13 protein-coding genes are annotated in these 17,390 nt (G+C 43.3%); 4 read left to right on the top strand and 9 right to left on the bottom strand.

The genetic code is table 11. From position 1 onward, the window contains the following. The first annotated feature begins 410 nt into the window (after window positions 1-410). Window positions 411-2,291, top strand: a complete 1,881-nt coding sequence (locus RMY16_RS14930) for an ABC transporter ATP-binding protein (RefSeq protein ID WP_322737002.1) — start codon at window positions 411-413, stop codon at window positions 2,289-2,291. Between the two features lie 253 nt (window positions 2,292-2,544). Here the strand turns inward: RMY16_RS14930 and RMY16_RS14935 are convergent, their stop codons facing one another. The 3 genes from RMY16_RS14935 to RMY16_RS14945 all read right to left on the bottom strand — a co-directional run bounded on the left by RMY16_RS14935 (window position 2,545) and on the right by RMY16_RS14945 (window position 6,770). Beyond that, a complete protein-coding gene (locus tag RMY16_RS14935; RefSeq protein ID WP_322737003.1) occupies window positions 2,545-3,246 on the bottom strand; it encodes an acetoacetate decarboxylase family protein in 702 nt (233 codons plus the stop codon). Window positions 3,247-3,460: 214 nt separating this feature from the next. Next, window positions 3,461-5,380 carry a molecular chaperone DnaK gene (dnaK, locus tag RMY16_RS14940; protein ID WP_322666626.1) on the bottom strand — a complete coding sequence of 640 codons (1,920 nt, stop codon included), beginning with the start codon at window positions 5,378-5,380 and terminating at the stop codon, window positions 3,461-3,463. Between the two features lie 571 nt (window positions 5,381-5,951). Next, complete coding sequence (locus RMY16_RS14945; protein ID WP_322737004.1) at window positions 5,952-6,770, bottom strand: SDR family oxidoreductase; 819 nt, start codon at window positions 6,768-6,770, stop codon at window positions 5,952-5,954. 1,033 nt (window positions 6,771-7,803) lie between these two features. On the opposite strand from RMY16_RS14945, the gene RMY16_RS14950 reads away from it, so the two are divergent. Together RMY16_RS14950 and RMY16_RS14955 are read left to right on the top strand one after the other, a co-directional pair. Continuing rightward, window positions 7,804-9,519, top strand: a complete 1,716-nt coding sequence (locus RMY16_RS14950; RefSeq protein ID WP_322737005.1) for an ATP-binding protein — start codon at window positions 7,804-7,806, stop codon at window positions 9,517-9,519. 198 nt (window positions 9,520-9,717) lie between these two features. Next, window positions 9,718-11,265: a HAMP domain-containing sensor histidine kinase gene (locus tag RMY16_RS14955; protein ID WP_322737006.1), complete on the top strand. Its 1,548-nt coding sequence runs from the start codon at window positions 9,718-9,720 to the stop codon at window positions 11,263-11,265. A gap of 116 nt (window positions 11,266-11,381) precedes the next feature. On the opposite strand, the gene RMY16_RS14960 is transcribed toward RMY16_RS14955, so the two are convergent. From RMY16_RS14960 to RMY16_RS14975, 4 genes are all read right to left on the bottom strand, one after another. Beyond that, entirely contained in the window at window positions 11,382-12,647 is a 1,266-nt protein-coding gene (locus tag RMY16_RS14960) for a M20 family metallopeptidase (protein ID WP_322737007.1), read from the bottom strand. Window positions 12,648-12,889: 242 nt separating this feature from the next. Then, complete coding sequence (locus RMY16_RS14965) at window positions 12,890-13,633, bottom strand: phycoerythrobilin:ferredoxin oxidoreductase (protein ID WP_322666679.1); 744 nt, start codon at window positions 13,631-13,633, stop codon at window positions 12,890-12,892. A gap of 5 nt (window positions 13,634-13,638) precedes the next feature. Continuing rightward, window positions 13,639-14,373: a 15,16-dihydrobiliverdin:ferredoxin oxidoreductase gene (locus tag RMY16_RS14970; RefSeq protein ID WP_194042363.1), complete on the bottom strand. Its 735-nt coding sequence runs from the start codon at window positions 14,371-14,373 to the stop codon at window positions 13,639-13,641. Window positions 14,374-14,550: 177 nt separating this feature from the next. After that, window positions 14,551-15,129 carry a phycobiliprotein lyase gene (locus tag RMY16_RS14975; protein WP_322737008.1) on the bottom strand — a complete coding sequence of 193 codons (579 nt, stop codon included), beginning with the start codon at window positions 15,127-15,129 and terminating at the stop codon, window positions 14,551-14,553. A gap of 115 nt (window positions 15,130-15,244) precedes the next feature. Between RMY16_RS14975 and RMY16_RS14980 the strand changes: the two genes are divergently transcribed. Beyond that, window positions 15,245-16,093: a pentapeptide repeat-containing protein gene (locus RMY16_RS14980; protein ID WP_322737009.1), complete on the top strand. Its 849-nt coding sequence runs from the start codon at window positions 15,245-15,247 to the stop codon at window positions 16,091-16,093. Window positions 16,094-16,182: 89 nt separating this feature from the next. Here the strand turns inward: RMY16_RS14980 and RMY16_RS14985 are convergent, their stop codons facing one another. Together RMY16_RS14985 and RMY16_RS14990 are read right to left on the bottom strand one after the other, a co-directional pair. Next, a complete protein-coding gene (locus RMY16_RS14985; protein WP_292753803.1) occupies window positions 16,183-16,383 on the bottom strand; it encodes a hypothetical protein in 201 nt (66 codons plus the stop codon). Between the two features lie 151 nt (window positions 16,384-16,534). Continuing rightward, a complete protein-coding gene (locus RMY16_RS14990) occupies window positions 16,535-17,197 on the bottom strand; it encodes a HEAT repeat domain-containing protein (protein WP_322737010.1) in 663 nt (220 codons plus the stop codon). Window positions 17,198-17,390: the final 193 nt, after the last annotated feature.

Here is a 17,390-nt window from a genome sequence, read left to right on the forward strand (position 1 = left end):
ACACCAATGACATAGCAGTGCGGCCTCAGATTCCCGATTTATTTCAAAAGTTGGGAATCTTGTTGTTACCAAGTTCCCTTGAGGCGGGTGTCGGGTGTATAGGGTCGAATGGCACTAAGAAAAGCCCAAAGGCTTGTTTAGTCTCGTTCCCAGTCTTAAGACTGGGAATGTATTCAGAGAGGCTCTGCCTCTCGTCAAGAAAGAGGAGGCAGAGCTTCCCAGAATGGGTTCCCAGCCTCCAGGCTGGGAACCAGTCAGGGCAGGGGCTGTGTCTTAACTTAGTGCCATTCTGTATAGGGTCTTAGTAGTAGTCTTGCAGTTTCTATCTCAGGCATGGTATCAGAGTAGGAAGATAAACGCTACTTTAAACAAGCGTGTTTTTTTCCAAACATTAATATAATGCTCTTACTATGAGCATCTACCAATCTCTCAAAAAATCTTATACACCAGAGCGTCGGCGTGAAAATGACTGGCGGTTATTTTTGCGTTTGGTGCCTTATGCCCGTCGTAACGGACGGCTACTGGTGCTGTCGATGTGCCTACTCGTACCGATCGCACTAGCTAATGCCGTACAACCTTTCTTGATTGGCCAAGTAATCTCTCTGATTCGTAATGAACCAAGCACTTACGAACTTTTCCGGAATCGTCCCTTCTCGCAAGGGCTAAATATCCTAGAGGGATTATTGGTAATTGCGATCGCAATCCAATTGATGTTGACAGGTTTCCAAGGTTATATAGTCCAAAAGCTAGGGCAACAAATCACCGCAGCAATTCGCCAAGACTTATTTCAGCATGTAACATCTCTAGCAGTGCGCTTTTTTGACCGCACACCCGTAGGTAAATTAATTACCAGAATCACCAGCGATGTGGAAGTGTTAGGCGATGTCTTTTCGACTGGGGCAGTTGGCATTATATCCGATTTGTTTTTAATGCTAGTGACTTTGGGTTTAATGTTTTCCATCCAGTGGCAACTTTCTTGCTTGCTAGTATTGATGCTGTTACCAACTAGCTGGGTAATTGTTTACATTCAAAAACAGTACCGCAAAGCCAATTACAAAGGGCGAGAAGAACTCTCTATTCTGAATTCACAGCTACAAGAAAATGTACTTGGTATTAACGTCGTGCAGTTGTTCCGTAGAGAAAAATTTAATGCCGAATTGTTTCGTGCGACAAACAGCAACTACACTCAGCAAATGGATAAAACCATCTTTTATGATTCATTTGTTTCAGCAACCTTAGAATGGATTGGACTGATTGCGATCGCAGGTGTTTTGTGCGTAGGTGGTTGGTTGCTGTTGGAAAAAAGCTTGACTTTCGGGACTTTATCGACATTTGTATTGTATGCCCAGCGATTATTTGACCCTTTAAGGGCTTTTGCCGAAAAATTTACAGTAATTCAAGCTGGTTTCACTGCCATAGAACGGGTAGGCGATATATTAGATGAACCGATAGAAATTCGCGATCGCGCCAATGTCCGCTTCTCAATATTTGATGCGAAATTTGGCTACATAGATGAGATCGTGGCTAATCTAGAATCTCCAGACCTCACTTCTCCTCCAGAACTGGGAGAGATTCGTTTCGATCATGTCTGGTTTGCTTACAAAAATGATGATTACGTAATTAAAGACTTAGATTTTACCATTCATCCTGGTGAAAAAGTGGCGTTAGTCGGCCCTACAGGTGCGGGTAAAACTTCGATCATCCGGCTTTTGTGCCGCCTTTACGAACCCACCCAAGGACGCATTCTCATAGATGGCGTAGACATACGGGAAGTACCACAAGCAGAACTGCGGCGCTACATGGCAGTAATTTTACAAGAAGGCTTTTTGTTTGCTGGCGATGTGAAAAGCAACATTTCTTTAGGAGATGGCTACACCATTGAACAGATTCAACAAGCAGCAGAAGAAACCAACATTGCCCAGTTTATAGAAGAATTACCCCAAGGTTATGATACTCAACTTCGAGAACGGGGCACAAATATTTCTAGTGGTCAAAAGCAACTTTTAGCCTTTGCGCGGGCTGCGATTCGCAATCCACAAATTTTGGTACTAGATGAGGCTACCGCTAGTTTGGATGTTGGTACAGAAGCTTCAGTTCAAGAGGCATTAAACCAGCTTTTGCTCAGACGTACCGCCATTATTATCGCTCACCGCTTGTCTACAATTCGTAATGTAGACCGGATTTTTGTTCTCAAGCGCGGCGAATTAATCGAACAGGGAAGTCATGAACAACTACTGCAACAAGGAGGGCTTTATGCCACTTTGCATAACTTGCAGATGTTGGGAAGTTAGTATATTTTATAATCCAAGGTGGAAAAGAGCGATCGCTACCTTTGCCGCAGGCATTGCCTAAAATGATGCTGTTATTGAAAGTGCGATCGCATAAAATAATAGCAATTTGAAAAAAGAATGCGACAAATAGAGCATTTGTAGAGACGCGATTCATCGCGTCTTTACCCAAGGATGTATTGCAATCATTAATTGAATTGGTATAAATTTCTCAAGAATCCATTTCGGTTAAGGAGAAAGAGGAAAGAAAAAACCTTTAAACCTTCCCCTTTTCCCTTTTTCCAAAACCCGATTCCGAATTAAAAATGTCTGACCGGGAAGTATTAATACCCATCTGGCCTACCACTTTTGGGGCATCAACCCGCAAACTCATCTGCTCACAACGCACAGTTAACCAAGGCTGACCTAAACCTATTCCAGAAAAAGGACTTTCAGCGGGGATTTCTAATTTAGAACCAATCAAACCCAACACAGACTCAACTTCAGCAGGGAATATCAGCAAATCAGTACCCTTGGCACTGAAAGCAGAGGCACTTAACCACTGTTTCCATGCCAAGCTTTGCCGATCATATCTAAGACTACACAACTTCCGATTTTCCTGATGTACAGTAACATACTTCCCCTGTTCCCAGGTAAACTTAGCTAGTTCCTTTGGTAGTGCCCAAATTTCTCGACCACCAGCCACCGAATCAGCATTATCTACATAAATGTGCGAAACCCAACCACCGATTTTTCTTTGGTAATTCACCAAAGCTGGAACAACAATTAACTCACTATACTCCAGTACTGAGCCTGACCCATAATGAGATAAATACACGCTAGCGAGAGTTTTACCAGGCCATATAGAAATAATTTCTAACTCTAAAGGAATCAAAGGGCGCACCTGGTCAATATTTACCAAATGCAGAGTTTGGATAGCATAGCCTTGAAGTATCCAAGGCGCTTGTGGATATGGCATAAGGGAGTTAGGAATTGAGAGTGAGGAGTTAGGAATAAAGTTAAGAATTAAGAGCAAGAGTTACTAATATTAGTTCTACTCTAACTCTAAACTTCAAACTCCTAACTCCTAACTTCTAACCTCTAACTCCTAAAAAAAAATCCCCACTCAGGCATTTGTCTGAGTGGGTAATATGAGGTCGAACTAAACAATCTTCCCAAAAGAAGTAAAGGAATTATTTGCTCTCTGTAAAATCAGCGTCAATTACATCGTCGCCATTACTAGAACTAGAAGAACTACTATCTTGAGGTTCACCGCCAGATGTAGCACCCGCACCCGCACTAGCACTAGCACCAGCTTGTTGATAGATGTTGCTACCAACAGCGAATAACGCTTGTTGCAATTCTGGGGTGAGCTTCTTGATTTGCTCATCGTCTTCTTTAGCAACAGCTTCCCGCAGTTCTTTCACCAAACCTTCGACTTTAGTCTTGTCAGCATCGGGAACTTTATCGCCCAATTCTTGTAACTGCTTCTCAGCTTGGTATGCCAAAGAGTCAGCTTGGTTCTTGCGTTCAATCTTTTCACGCCGCTCTTTGTCAGATGAAGCGTTCTGTTCAGCTTCTCTCACCATCCGGTCAACGTCATTTTTATCCAGAGTGGAAGCGCCAGTTATGCTGATGGACTGTTCTTTACCAGTACCTTTGTCCTTAGCGGTGACGTTAAGGATACCGTTAGCGTCAATGTCGAAGACCACTTCAATTTGAGGGACGCCACGTGGTGCAGGAGGAATACCATCGAGGCGGAAGGTTCCCAAGCTCTTATTATCGTTAGAGAATTCGCGTTCACCTTGGAGAACGTGAATTTCTACGTTGGTTTGTCCATCCACAGCGGTGGAGAAGACTTCCGATTTCTTGGTGGGAATTGTGGTGTTGCGGGGGATAATTTTGGTCATCACGCCGCCCAATGTTTCCACACCCAAAGATAGAGGTGTCACGTCTAACAGCAAGATGCCAGTTACATCACCAGCTAGTACTCCGGCTTGAATGGCTGCACCAACTGCTACGACTTCATCAGGGTTAACGCTTTGGTTGGGGTCTTTACCCAATACCTGCTTCACAACTTGGTGAACTGCGGGAATCCGGGTAGAACCACCAACTAACACCACTTCATCAATATCGCCTTTGGTTAACTTGGCATCGCGGAGGGCGTTTTCTACAGGAATACGACAACGGTCGATTAAGTCAGAGCAAAGTTCTTCAAACTGAGCGCGAGTCAGGGTTGTATCCAGGTGCTTAGGCCCATCCTGGGTAGCGGTGATAAATGGTAGGTTAATTTCTGCTTGAGTGACGCTAGAAAGCTCAATTTTGGCTTTTTCTGCGGCTTCCGTCAGACGTTGTAAAGCTTGTTTGTCTTTCCGCAGGTCAATACCTTCGGCTTTCTTGAACTTCTCAGCTAAGAAGTCAACTATTTTTTTGTCAAAGTCGTCACCACCAAGGTGAGTATCACCAGATGTAGCTAGTACTTCAAAAACTCCGTCTCCTACTTCCAGCACGGATACGTCGAAAGTACCACCACCAAGGTCAAATACTAGGATGGTTTCGTTACTCTTCTTGTCAAATCCATAAGCCAGAGAAGCAGCGGTAGGCTCGTTGATAATCCGCAGAACTTCAATCCCGGCAATTTTCCCAGCGTCTTTTGTCGCTTGCCGTTGCGAGTCGTTGAAGTAAGCGGGAACGGTGATTACAGCTTGGGTTACGGTTTCACCCAGGTATTTACTCGCATCTTCAACTAGTTTGCGAAGAACTTTTGCAGAAATTTCTTCAGGAGCGAACGGTTTACCAGCGATTGGACAATCTAATTTGACATTGCCGTTGCTGCTGAGAACTTTGTAAGAAACTTCCGTAGCTTCGTTACCCACTTCATCGTAGCGGCGACCGATAAAGCGCTTGACTGAGTAAAACGTATTTTCGGGGTTCATCACCGCTTGGCGTTTGGCGATTTGGCCAACCAAGTTGTCGCCATTTTTCGCAAATGCGACTACTGATGGCGTTGTCCGAAAACCTTCAGCATTAGCAATTACTGTGGGTTTACCACCTTCCATCACTGCCACGCAGGAGTTCGTTGTTCCTAAGTCAATTCCAACTACTTTTGCCATTTTAGGTGCTGGCTCCGTATAACTACAAATGAATGAATGAGAATATAAAGCACTAAATTTTGAACCAACAGGGTCAATAAATCAGCCAGTTCAGCATGAATACCTTTGATTTGGCTTTCCTGGGGTTAAAACTCCAGACTATGCTGATATATATACTGAAGCTTAGTGGTAGCCAGTCCATGAAGGGTGGTTTCCCGAACCTTGCTTGGGACGGTTAAACTAACTAAATTGTGTTTTTAGTTGGTTCATGGATTAATTTGTCTTCACTCTGTCTAATGTAGAAGAATTAATACTTTCAGTAATTAGGGTGAACCGTAACGTCCGAGTGGTGTTTGCCGTCTTTTGAGGCAATAAACTACAGAAGCAGTAAGTATTCGGGATTGGGCACCTGTACTGCCCTTCGACTACGCTCAGGAACCGCGAACGCGAACAGTGTCTCGTAGAAAAGCCGTTGGCGCAGCCTCTCGTAGAGAAGTATAGAGTATGGGAGAGAATAATAACTCAGCACTCAGCACTCAACACTCAGCACTCACAACTCAGCACTCAGCACTCAACACTCAGCACTCAGTACTTACTCAATCCCAGAAAAAAGAGTTTCCCAGTTGATCACAGGTGGTCTTTGTCCTTGGTTGACTATTTCAAAAATTTTCTTAGAACTACTTGGTTGAAAAAGGCATTCTACACAAGCGTTTGCGACATCAATCCGGCTGGCATCACCCGAAAGTGTATCCCCAGTACCTATAACGACACCGTATTTACCCCCAGTTTTTGCCTTAAGGAGGGTGTTGAGGTCGTATGAGGTATAGGGCCCGTCAATGAGGCGTCCTGGGCGGATAATGGTGTAGGGTAATCCGGAATTAATAATGGACTCTTCGCCTTTTTGTTTGGCATCCAACACGCCAAAACCATTAAGAATACTAAAAGGAAACTGATTTTTACGGAGAATTCCACAAGAAGAGACGAAAACGAATCGCTTCAAATTCTGGGGTGCTGCTGCTACTAGGTTTCTGGTACCTTGAGCATCGATTTTTGCTGGACTATTCTTTGCTTTTGCTTCACTAGATTTGGGATTAAGGAAAATAATTCCCCATTCAATCAAGTTCGGGGTTTCGTCAAACTCCCATCGCGCAGAGGGAAAGGCAGTAGTTCCAGTACAATTTATGATGTGGGTAACACCTGGCATTGCAGCTGGCAGTGTAGCTGGCTGGCGGATATCACCAACGGCAATTTCTACTTTTTGGTTAAACATCTCTTCAGCTTTTGCGGCATTGCGTGTCAGAACACGAACTTTTAAACCCTTTTCGAGTAACTTGCCTACTACTAATTGCCCGACTCCACCTGTAGCACCAGCAACTAGTACCAAATCTTTAGCTGAATCAAAAGAAGTCATAAAGTGCCCTTGAGATAGTCTATTGCTAATCTACCTAAAAAATACGATGTCTACGAAAGGCTGTGCCAATCATTATTAGACCTGCCTTGAAAATAAGGCAGAAGGCAGGAGGCAGGAGGCAGGAGGAAAAGACATTTTCATTGTTCCTTGTGAGCGTAGCTCATGGAGTCTTTTGCAAAAATCCTTGAATCACCCCTCCCCAACCCTCCCCTTGTGAAGGCTACGGTGTACACACAAGTCTGGAGTCGTTTACGAATCTGGTTTTTACCCCACCCTAACCCTCCCCGTATGTATTGGGGAGGGAATTAGATTTCCGGCTTCCCCCCAATGCATCGGGGGGATTGAGGGAGGTAATTTGACTTGTGTGTACACCGTAGCTTGTGAAGGGGAGGGGGCAAGACTTCAAGTTTACCGCCAATATATCGGGGGGATAAAGGGGGTTTATTCGACTTATGCAAGAGGTTTATTAGAATACAAATTAATTGTAGATAGCGCAGAACAGCCTATAGAAAGACCTACGAATTAACTAGGTATTTTTATTATGTTTTAATAGTTAAAAAGAGCTATTTAAAATTAAATATATTTAATTGTATTTGGGATAAAAATTTTGAGAAAAATGTGACTCTTCGCCTTGAAACCCTGATTCTATCGTCAAACTATTGTCAGCGATCGCCAGCCCCAAATAATGGTTAAAACCTATTCCTAGCATACATTTGCTAATTTGCGGATATGTCTACTGTTGTTGGTGTTGATACTATTACTGACTTCAATAGTTCTGAAGGTGACAAGATTGTACTGGATAAGGCTACCTTTAGTGCGTTCCCGCTTCTCCTGTCAAAGACGCTACGCGTCGTTTCGCCGCAGGGGTACGCTATCGGTAATCCACATCATCAAAAAGGAACCAGATTAAAGATTTGGCTAATGGCTGTTGACTCTGTAGCTTTCAGGCACACATCTGGGAATTTTAGGAAAAGGGCAAATTCCCTAGAACTGAATTAGCGCAGTAGCCAGTACTTGAGGTTTCGAGCAAGGGATGAAAATTAGTCAGAAATTAATTTCGGGAATTCTAGGAATAGCGACTCTCTCAGTAATTACTGGTGCGATTAATGCCCATCAACAATTGAAAATAGCTAAGTATATTGCTCAACAAGAGGCTGAAGAAGTTGCTGGACTAGTGGCATATTTCGTAAGTCATGAACTTGATGAATACCACGAAATCGGATCGCGAGATAAGATGTTAGCGGAATTGCAAGACCATGTTATCTCGCTACACAAGAAACGTCAGCACGCTCTGGAGATTGTAGACCGCAATAAAATCATTCTGGCAGATGTAGTTCCAGAAGACATTGGTACGCGATTAGATCGCGATCGCAATAATGAAGTTGGGAAAACTATTCAAGATGGTATACCAAGAATATATATTGAGTTCAGTCCTGAGTACCCAAATGGGATTCGATTGATTGCTGTTCCTTTTAAGACAGCCAAGGGTGAAACAGTTGGTGCAGTAATTTTAGAATATACACCGCTTTATGAAGTTGCCCTAGCAACAGCCAAAAAAAATATTGTTGCTACGTCAGTTATCAGTTTGGTATGTGGCATACTGGCACTATTACTAGGCTATTTGATCTCTAGAAGCATTTCAAAACCGATTAAACAACTCCAGCAAGCAGTGGTAAATCTGACTGAAGGTAAGCTGGATACCAGAGTTAATATTTGCTCCCAGGATGAGATTGGCGAGTTAGCTACCTCGTTCAACAAAATGGCGGACGATTTGCAACATTCCAGAGATGAGTTGGTCAATGCCAACGAACAATTACGAGACGAGATTGTTGAGCGTCAGCAGACAGAAGCAGAACTTCAGCAAGCTCTGAAAGACCTGCAAAAAACCCAAATCCAATTAATTCAATCTGAAAAAATGTCGAGTCTGGGTCAACTAGTAGCAGGAGTTGCCCATGAAATCAACAATCCAGTTAATTTTATCTACGGCAATCTGCAACATACTGATGATTACACTCAACAACTGCTGCTGTTAATTAAGCTTTATCAAAATCATTATCCCAACCCAGAGCCAGAAATTAAAAATGCTAACGAAGAAGCAGATATTGAGTACCTAATAGAAGATTTGCCTAAGATGTTAACCTCAATGAAGATGGGAGCTAAACGCATTCGGGAAATTGTTCTCAGTCTCCGAATTTTCTCTCGTTTGGATGAAGCTGAGTTCAAAACGGCTGATCTCCATGAAGGAATCGACAGTACTCTATTAATTTTGCAACACCGTCTGAAACTACAAAATAATCGCCCTGAAATTAAAGTGATTAAAGAATATGGTGAAATACCTCAAATCCAGTGTTTTGCAGGGCAAATGAATCAGGTATTTATGAACATCTTGGCAAATGCGATCGATGCCTTAGAAGATTGTTTCCAAAAAGAACTTTGTCCAAATCCCTTGATTAGCATTTCTTCTGAACAGGTAAATGAAAATGTAATTATTCGGATTGCTGATAATGGGATAGGAATCCCAAAAGAAATCCAGTTGCGTTTATTTGACCCTTTTTTTACCACGAAACCAGTTGGGAAGGGAACTGGTATGGGTTTATCAATAAGTTACCAGATAATTACTGACAAGCATGGTGGATCTTTGCAATGTATTTCATCACCGGGACAAGGTGCAGAGTTTGTAATTACAATCCCAATTCGAGTAGGGAAACCAGCACAATTATTAATTGGCGATCGCCACGCCTATCGGTAAAAGTCAGTGCCAATGTTTTTCAACCTCTAAGTGCGTAAGCATAGCCCGTCGTAGACATTGCAGTTAGAGGGTAATTGCCCCTGAATTGTTCGGTTCTACCACTGTCATCAGTATACAAATAGCTATAACCTCTTAGATAGTAGTGAAATGTCTAACCTAGACGCTGTTAGTCGCTCTTGAATTAAGGGGTGAAAGCCTGTGTACCAATGGATATTGCCAAGCCTGAGCGAAATCTTGGCCCAAAATCAATCAAGTGTGGCAGAATGTTCACCTGCTAAAGCAGAGCAGCAGTGGCGAATCAGCCTCGCAGCGACAGAACATTTGCTATTAAATACTTTAGCAGACCCTTCAGTTGACACAACCCAAGGATTAGTTTTAGCTGCACCAGCACCCTTGTTTAGTCAACCAAAATTGACTCAAAGTTTACAAACAGTAACTTTTACAGCAAAACCATTTAACCCTTTGGCGCTGATGCCATTTCAGATGCCAGGTGCAATTGCGTCTATCAATGAAGATATTGCTCCCAATGAATCAGTACTTCCTTTACTACCTGCCGATCCGCTCGGAGCAGAACAGTTTTGCTTGGTTTTTACAGATAAATTCAGATTAGTACTAATTTTAGCAACCCACAAAGACGGTAAAAAAACTTTTTCATTTTCTTTTGAGCCAGAGATAGTGCAGCAGGCTTGGCGATCGCTAGGGGCACGGGTAATGCTGGCTAATCCAGAATTTTTCGCGCGCTTGGACGCATTAGTAGAACAGTATTCTCCGGTAGCACCAGACTACCGTATGATGATTCACTTTAGTCAGTTATTGCTTCAGGAATTAACAGAACCAGAAGAGAATAGAGACTCTTTATTAGGGACTGGGGAAGAAGCAGGAGAGCATACTTCGACTGCGCTCAGTAACCGGGGGAGCAGAGGAGCAGGGGAGCAGGGGAGAAAAGTTTTCCCCAATGCTCAATGTCCACTTACCCTGAGCAAAGCCGAAGTGATGCCCAATGTCCAATCCTCAAATCCTGATGTAGAATTGCTCCAAGCTTTTGCTCACGAAGTCCGCACACCTTTAACAACTATTCGCACCATGACTCGTCTGCTGTTGAAGCGGCGAGACTTAGATGCTAGCGCGATCAATCGCTTAAAAATTATCGATCACGAGTGTACAGAGCAAATTGACCGTATGGAATTGCTGTTTAAGGCCGCAGAACTAGAAACTACTGCCTCAGCAAAATCGTCAAAAACTCAACTCACACCGATGTCTTTAGATCAAGTGTTGCAGCAGAGCATTCCCCGTTGGGAACAAGCAGCGCATCGGCGTAACTTAACTTTGAATGTTGTTTTACCCCAGCAATTACCGACAGTGGTAAGCAATCCCACCATGTTGGATCGGGTTCTCACTGGTTTGATGGAAAACTTTACTCGCAGCTTACCGGCTGGTAGCCATATTCAAGTACAAGTTATCCCCGCTGGAGATCAACTGAAGTTACAATTATCGCCGCAATTAAGGTGCAAAGATTCAAATAAAGCCGCCATACCTGCAACACCACCAATCCGCAAGGCTCTCGGTCAACTGTTGATGTTTCAACCAGAAACAGGTACGATTAGTTTGAATATCGCTGCAACCAAGCATTTGTTTCAGGCGATCGGTGGCAAACTAATTGTGCGCCAGCGTCCACACTATGGGGAAGTGATGACGATTTTCCTACCTTTAGAAAGCAATAAACAGAAACCGATAGTCACGAATTAGAGATATAGCCATCCTAAATGAGATTGCGAACATTTTTATTATGGTCGTCCTTGGTCATTTGTCCTTTGTCCTTTGTCATTTGTGACTACAACGGACTAATGACTAATGACTAATGACTAATGAGATGAAACAAAGTACTTTTCCACGCATCTAACAAATATTTCCACACCCATTGCCAAGGCGGTTTCGTCAAAATCAAACCGGGGATGATGATGAGGATATGCTAAGTCTTTCGCGGGATTAGCAGAACCGAGAAAGAAATAACAACCAGGAACCTCTTCTAAGAAGAATGACATATCCTCAGCAGCCATAGTTTGGCATTCTGGCACAATACCCACAGGAGTTTCTACCACTTCTTCTGCTACAGATCGCACTAGTTCTGCTATTTTAATATCATTAATTACTGGTGGATAAAGTGACCAATATTCTAAGTCATAATTTGCACCATGACTCTGACAAATTCCAGCAATAATCTGCTCGACGCGCTGGTTAAAAAAGCCTTTCAAACTAGGATTAAAATACCTGACAGTAGCACTCATTCTCGCTGTATCAGCAATTACATTGCGTTTGGTTCCAGCGTGAAGTTCTCCCACTGTCACTACTGCTGAATCAATGGGATTAACATTCCGAGCGACAATGGTTTGCAAAGCATTGACGATTTGAGCAGCAACAACAACGGAGTCAACAGTTTGATGAGGTAGTGCGCCATGTCCACCTTTACCCAAAATTGTGCAGTTAAAGCATTCCACAGCTGCCATCAATGCACCAGCACGCACACCCACTGTTCCTAAAGGCAAATTATTCCATAAGTGCAAACCAATAATCGCTTCAACATCAGGATTTTTCAAAACTCCAGCTTCAATCATTGGTTTTGCGCCTCCTGGTGATTCTTCCGCTGGCTGAAAGATAATTTTTACAACACCAGAGAAGTCTTGGCGATGCTGCTGGAGATAATAAGCTGTACCTAAAGCGATCGCTGTATGTCCATCATGTCCACAAGCGTGCATCACTCCATCATGCTGCGATTTGTACGGCACTTCGTTGAGTTCTTGGATTGGCAAAGCATCCATATCCGCACGAATCGCTAAAACTTGCGGAGTCGGAAGTCGGCTTGCCGTGAGCGTAGCCGAATGGGAGTCAGGAAGTTTGTTGCCTTTGATGGTGGCAACAATGCCAGTGTGGGCAATGCCAGTTTGATGCTCAATTCCCCATTCTTGCAGCTTTTTTGATACAAACTCAGCAGTCAGTTTTTCTTGAAAACCCAACTCTGGTTGTTGATGCAATCGTCGCCGCCACTCTACTAATTGCGGTTGCAATGAGCGGATCGAAAGTCGGATGCGAGATAGATCAACAGAAGAGGGATTGGGAAAGGTGGAAACCATTATGAAGCCAAACTAGTTTAAGTACAGCTAATACCAATTTGAAAACGAATGCAACACATAACATATAGATAACATTCCTCCCCAATCCGTTCCAAGGCATCGGGAAAGGTGCGCGTCAGCGGATCATGTCGCAAAAATTTTTTGAATTGGTATAACTGAGATTATTTTCCTAGTTTAACGTGACTTGGATGAGTCTTCAGTAACGAGGTACTCAGCACTGAGTGCAGTCAAAGAGCCTCTAATTATATAGTTGTTAATTTTCTCTCTAGGTCAAATAAAAAGCCGTGGATATACTCCTCAGTCCATTCGGCACCATAGAAGCGTTTAAACATTCCTCGCGCTGGGTCTTTTTCAGCCCGATATCGCAGGTATCGTAGTTGGGCTTGCTCAATGGCTACTAAATTTTGTGAATCTGTTACAGGTTCTGCCTGTTCTACGAAATCGAGATAAGCTTTCAAATAGTCTTTGAAAGCGGCAAACACCTGAGTTTCTACTACAGACGTTTCTTGAGGACGAGTCCACAGAAAAGCGGGAGAGAAAAATGGCTGTGCTTCTTCGGGAAAATCTCCTCCCCAAGACAAATGTTGCTGGTGGGCGTGGAAAATGGGCAAAATTGGTTCGGTATATTTCGCCTGATATGCTGAATCATCCCGAAATAGGGGCTGCATATCCAAAGCAATTAGATGTCCTCCTGGCAATGTCACTAAATCTGCCCCAAAAAAGGGCAAATCGTAGTTGAGGCGAGGAAAAATCACAAAATTCAATACTTGCAGCGAATTGCCACCCTGTACGTGAGCTGCCCGAATTTGCCGCAATTTTGAAGTTTGAAAGGCATAACTGGTGGTGACAACCTCTTCCTGATTCTTTCCCTTGCCCACAACAGCACTCTTGGACTCAAATCCAGTGGGGATAGGATAGGGCTGTAAATCCAAACGCGATCGCATATAGGCGATCGCATAATCGAGAAATGGTTGATAAAGCGTCACTTCGGTCATCTTTTGCCGGCACCGACTGCTAGGGGAACAGCATCTTCAAATAAGAATTCATGGAGAAAGCGTTCTGCCCATTCATGACCAAAGTAACTGCTAAACAAACCAGATGCGGGATCACGGTCTGCACTATATTGGTCATAGTCTTTTTGGGCTTTGACAATCCGCTGGATATCTTCAGGGTCTTGGAGCGGTTTGGCATCTGCTAACATTTGCCAATACAAGTTTAAATAATCCTGAAAAGCTTCAAAAACTCGTGTTGCCACTGTTTCCGGGTCGGTTTTGGCAAACAATAGGTATTTAGAAAAATACTGGTTGGCATCGTAAAACTTCATTTCTAAGTTTTGCGCCAAATCCGGGTATTTATCATGCAGAGATTTCAGCGGAACTATATATTTTTTTTGATAATCTTCATCCTGAAACAAAGGCTGGAAATCAAGCACAATCAGGTTTTTGACTTTCCCAAAGGATAAAAAATCAATCCCTAACAGAGGTAAATCGTAGTGATGACTGGGATAAATCACGCTGTTAAAAATTTGAGCGCTTTCCCCGGCATCAATGTAGGTATAGCGAATTTTCCGCAACTCTTGAGATTGGTAACACCAACTGCGAATAGTTGCTGGGTTTCTGCCGCGATCGCTAACTTTGAATTCCAAACCAGGGGGAATGACCCTACTTTGTAAATCAAACCGCTGAAATAGCTCTTTTTCTAAAAATTCCAGGAAAGGTTTATACATGGAGCATGATTTGTTAACCCTTGCATGAAAATAAGTTATGGCAATCATGCACGTCTCATTTATGAGAAACAAAGCAACATTCCTTAATGGGGAATTGGGTATGGGAAAGAGGCAAAGGGGCAGAGGGGAAAAACTTACTACAACTGCTCCCCTGCTCCCCTGCTCCCCTGCTCCGCACTAACGCCTAGCATGATTGCGACTAATCATTTGCTCTAAGACTTCTTGGGAAACACAGCGACGCTCGGAACAATAAGTCATCAAGTTGATTCCGTTCATCATTCGTACTGTACTGACTCTGACACGAAAATCATCCGTAACAAACCAACAACGTTCCTGACCTTGATTGTTGTCATAGTCAGTATCAATCGTCAGCACTCCATCATCAGCAAACCGATATCGGCTCACAACTGGAATACTCTCAACATAGCCTTGGTTGCGAATCAGTTTTCCAGAACGCCTCGTTTCGTCGGGAACATCAACCAAAATCGCAGCATTATCGGTATTTGGTAGCCTGGTATCTAGGTTAGCTTGCCATGCAAAGCTAGCACCGCTTGTTGCTTTACTAGGATCTATCCCTTGGGCTTTACAAACTTCTTGGACTTTTGGATCGTCCTTTTCCATGACTTTTATAATCAAATTTGACTCCCCCGACTCATCGGCCGCCGAGTCAAAATGATGAACGGCACGTTCTGTAAACCATGTACCTTCACTTTTACGGAAGAAGTCGATCATTGTCAAAGGCGGTATTATATGCATCTGTTTTGAAACCTCGTTTTATCAAATTTTGGCGTTATTAATACTGAGTGATGAGATGAAGTCCCGATTTAGCTAAAGTGTAGAATAACTCCAAAAGTGATATTTTAATCAGCTGATGACAAATAGTGAAATTCAACTTATTACTAGCGATGCCTACGGCAACGGCTTTGCCGAACGCCTTAGTCCAACTCCAGAAATTTTAACAGCCCTGAAAGCCGGAATCCCTGTGGATTCGATAGATTTGTACCAATTCAATCTAAAGGAAATCGATTTCCGACAAGCTAACTTGAGTAAAGCCAAGCTATTAGGAGCCGACCTGAGCAAGGTGGTATTAAGTAATCTCGATTTGAGTGGGGCAGATTTGCGAGGCGCTAATCTGCAAGGAGCCGATTTGAGTGGGGCTAATTTGCAGGGAGCCTATTTAAACCGTGCTGACCTCCAACAAGCAAATCTCAGTGGCGCAAATTTGGAGGGAGCCAAACTCCAAGTAGCACGTTATGATTCACAAACGAAATGGCCCGAAGAATATAACTACAAAACTTCGGGAGCGGTAGGGCCGGGCGCTAATCTTAATGGTGCTTTTCTGAATACAGCTTCTTTACGAAATGCAGATTTACAAGGTACTAATCTGCGTGGAGCCTACCTGAGTGGCGCTGATTTGACAGGAGCCAATTTGCAAGGTGCTTCTTTGAGTGGTGCCGATTTGACAAAAGCTTATTTGACAGGGGCTTGCTTACGGAATGCTCGATTGACAGGAGCCGATTTGCGGGATACAGACCTGCGAGCAACCGATCTCAGTGATGCAGAGATGGAGCATCTTCAAAGTATTGCTGGGGCAGATTTTACTCTTGCTCAAGGACTCACAGAAGCAACTAAAGCCATGCTTTCCAGTCGTCCACATTCAGAACTCGATGTTTGGAACGCCTATACCCGCACAACAACTCGTGAAAGTTTGAATGCTTGACCAATACAGTGCTGAGTAACGAGTGCTGAGTTGTGAGTAGGAATTAAAAAGTAATTTATAGGCACTCATCACTTTTAACTCTGCACTCTTCATAATGATTGCCAGTTCTTTTTTAGAAGTGCTAAAAATGTCGCGTATCCTTCGGAAAAACCGGGTGGATCGGGTAGAACATATTGGGGAAATTCTTTATACGATCGCCAAGGTTCCGAAGCATTATGCCGCAAATGTAAGGCACATTCTGAGGAACCTGGTAATCGCCAAGTCATTTGACCAGTTTGTATATCAGTCACAAATGCCTCCTCATCTCGAAAAAGTTGATCTTTTATTCCAGATTTTGGCAGATTAACCGGATATTTTGGTCAAATTTAAGGTAAAATGAAATATTTACTATTTATCTAATAAGTTTTCTCACAATATTGCATTGCAGACAAACCCACACTGCTATTGTGGCAACAGGTCTTCTAAAGCGGCGCCGACAACTCGGTGATCTTCATCCTGTCTGAGTTGATTCAGGGCTGCTTTGGCTTCCGGTTCATCAAATCGTTTCAGAGCATAGCTAACTCGCACGCGCATCCGCCAAGATTCATCATTCACCAACGTTAGTATTTGGGATAATGCGGCAGCATGTTGACTAGAATAAGCCAGTAAGCCAAGTGCATCAACAGAAGATTCCTGAACAGTGAAATCTTCATCTTTTAAACCCTGAACGCATATATCAAATAGTTCTTCAGGGCAATCCATTTCAGCGATCGCAGCCAAAATGCTCCGTCTAACTAGCCAGTGGTCATCCTGATAATATGCCAAAACTAGATGAGAAACTGCGACTCTGCCAAATAGCGATAAAGAATTTGCCGCCTCCGCCCGCACGTTGGGAGTATCATCAAATTTCATAATTTGCATCAAAGCTGCAAAAGATTCCGCTGATTGTTGATTACCCAAACCCCTAGCCACAAAAGAACGCACTAGAAATTCTGAGTCACGAAGTTTACTTGTGAGCAGAGGAACTGCAACTTCTGATTCATAATCATTGAGAGCAGCGATCGCCTTCAAACGATGATGAAAATCTGGGTTCTTCAATTCAGCTTGGATTTTATGGATTTCCATAAGTGCATTTGGTACAGCTATTCTTTACTTTATTTTACAGATGTCACCAAATGGCGATCGCATTCTAAGAAGATTGAATCATGGGCATAGGGCATTGGGTACAAAAGGCAGAGATGCAAAGGGGCAGAGAAACAGAGGGGTAAAACTTACTGCAACTTCTCCCCTGCTCCCTTGCTCCTCTGCTCCCCTGCTC

It is taken from the genome of Nostoc sp. DedQUE12b (assembly GCF_034530835.1).
Lineage (GTDB): Bacteria > Cyanobacteriota > Cyanobacteriia > Cyanobacteriales > Nostocaceae > Nostoc.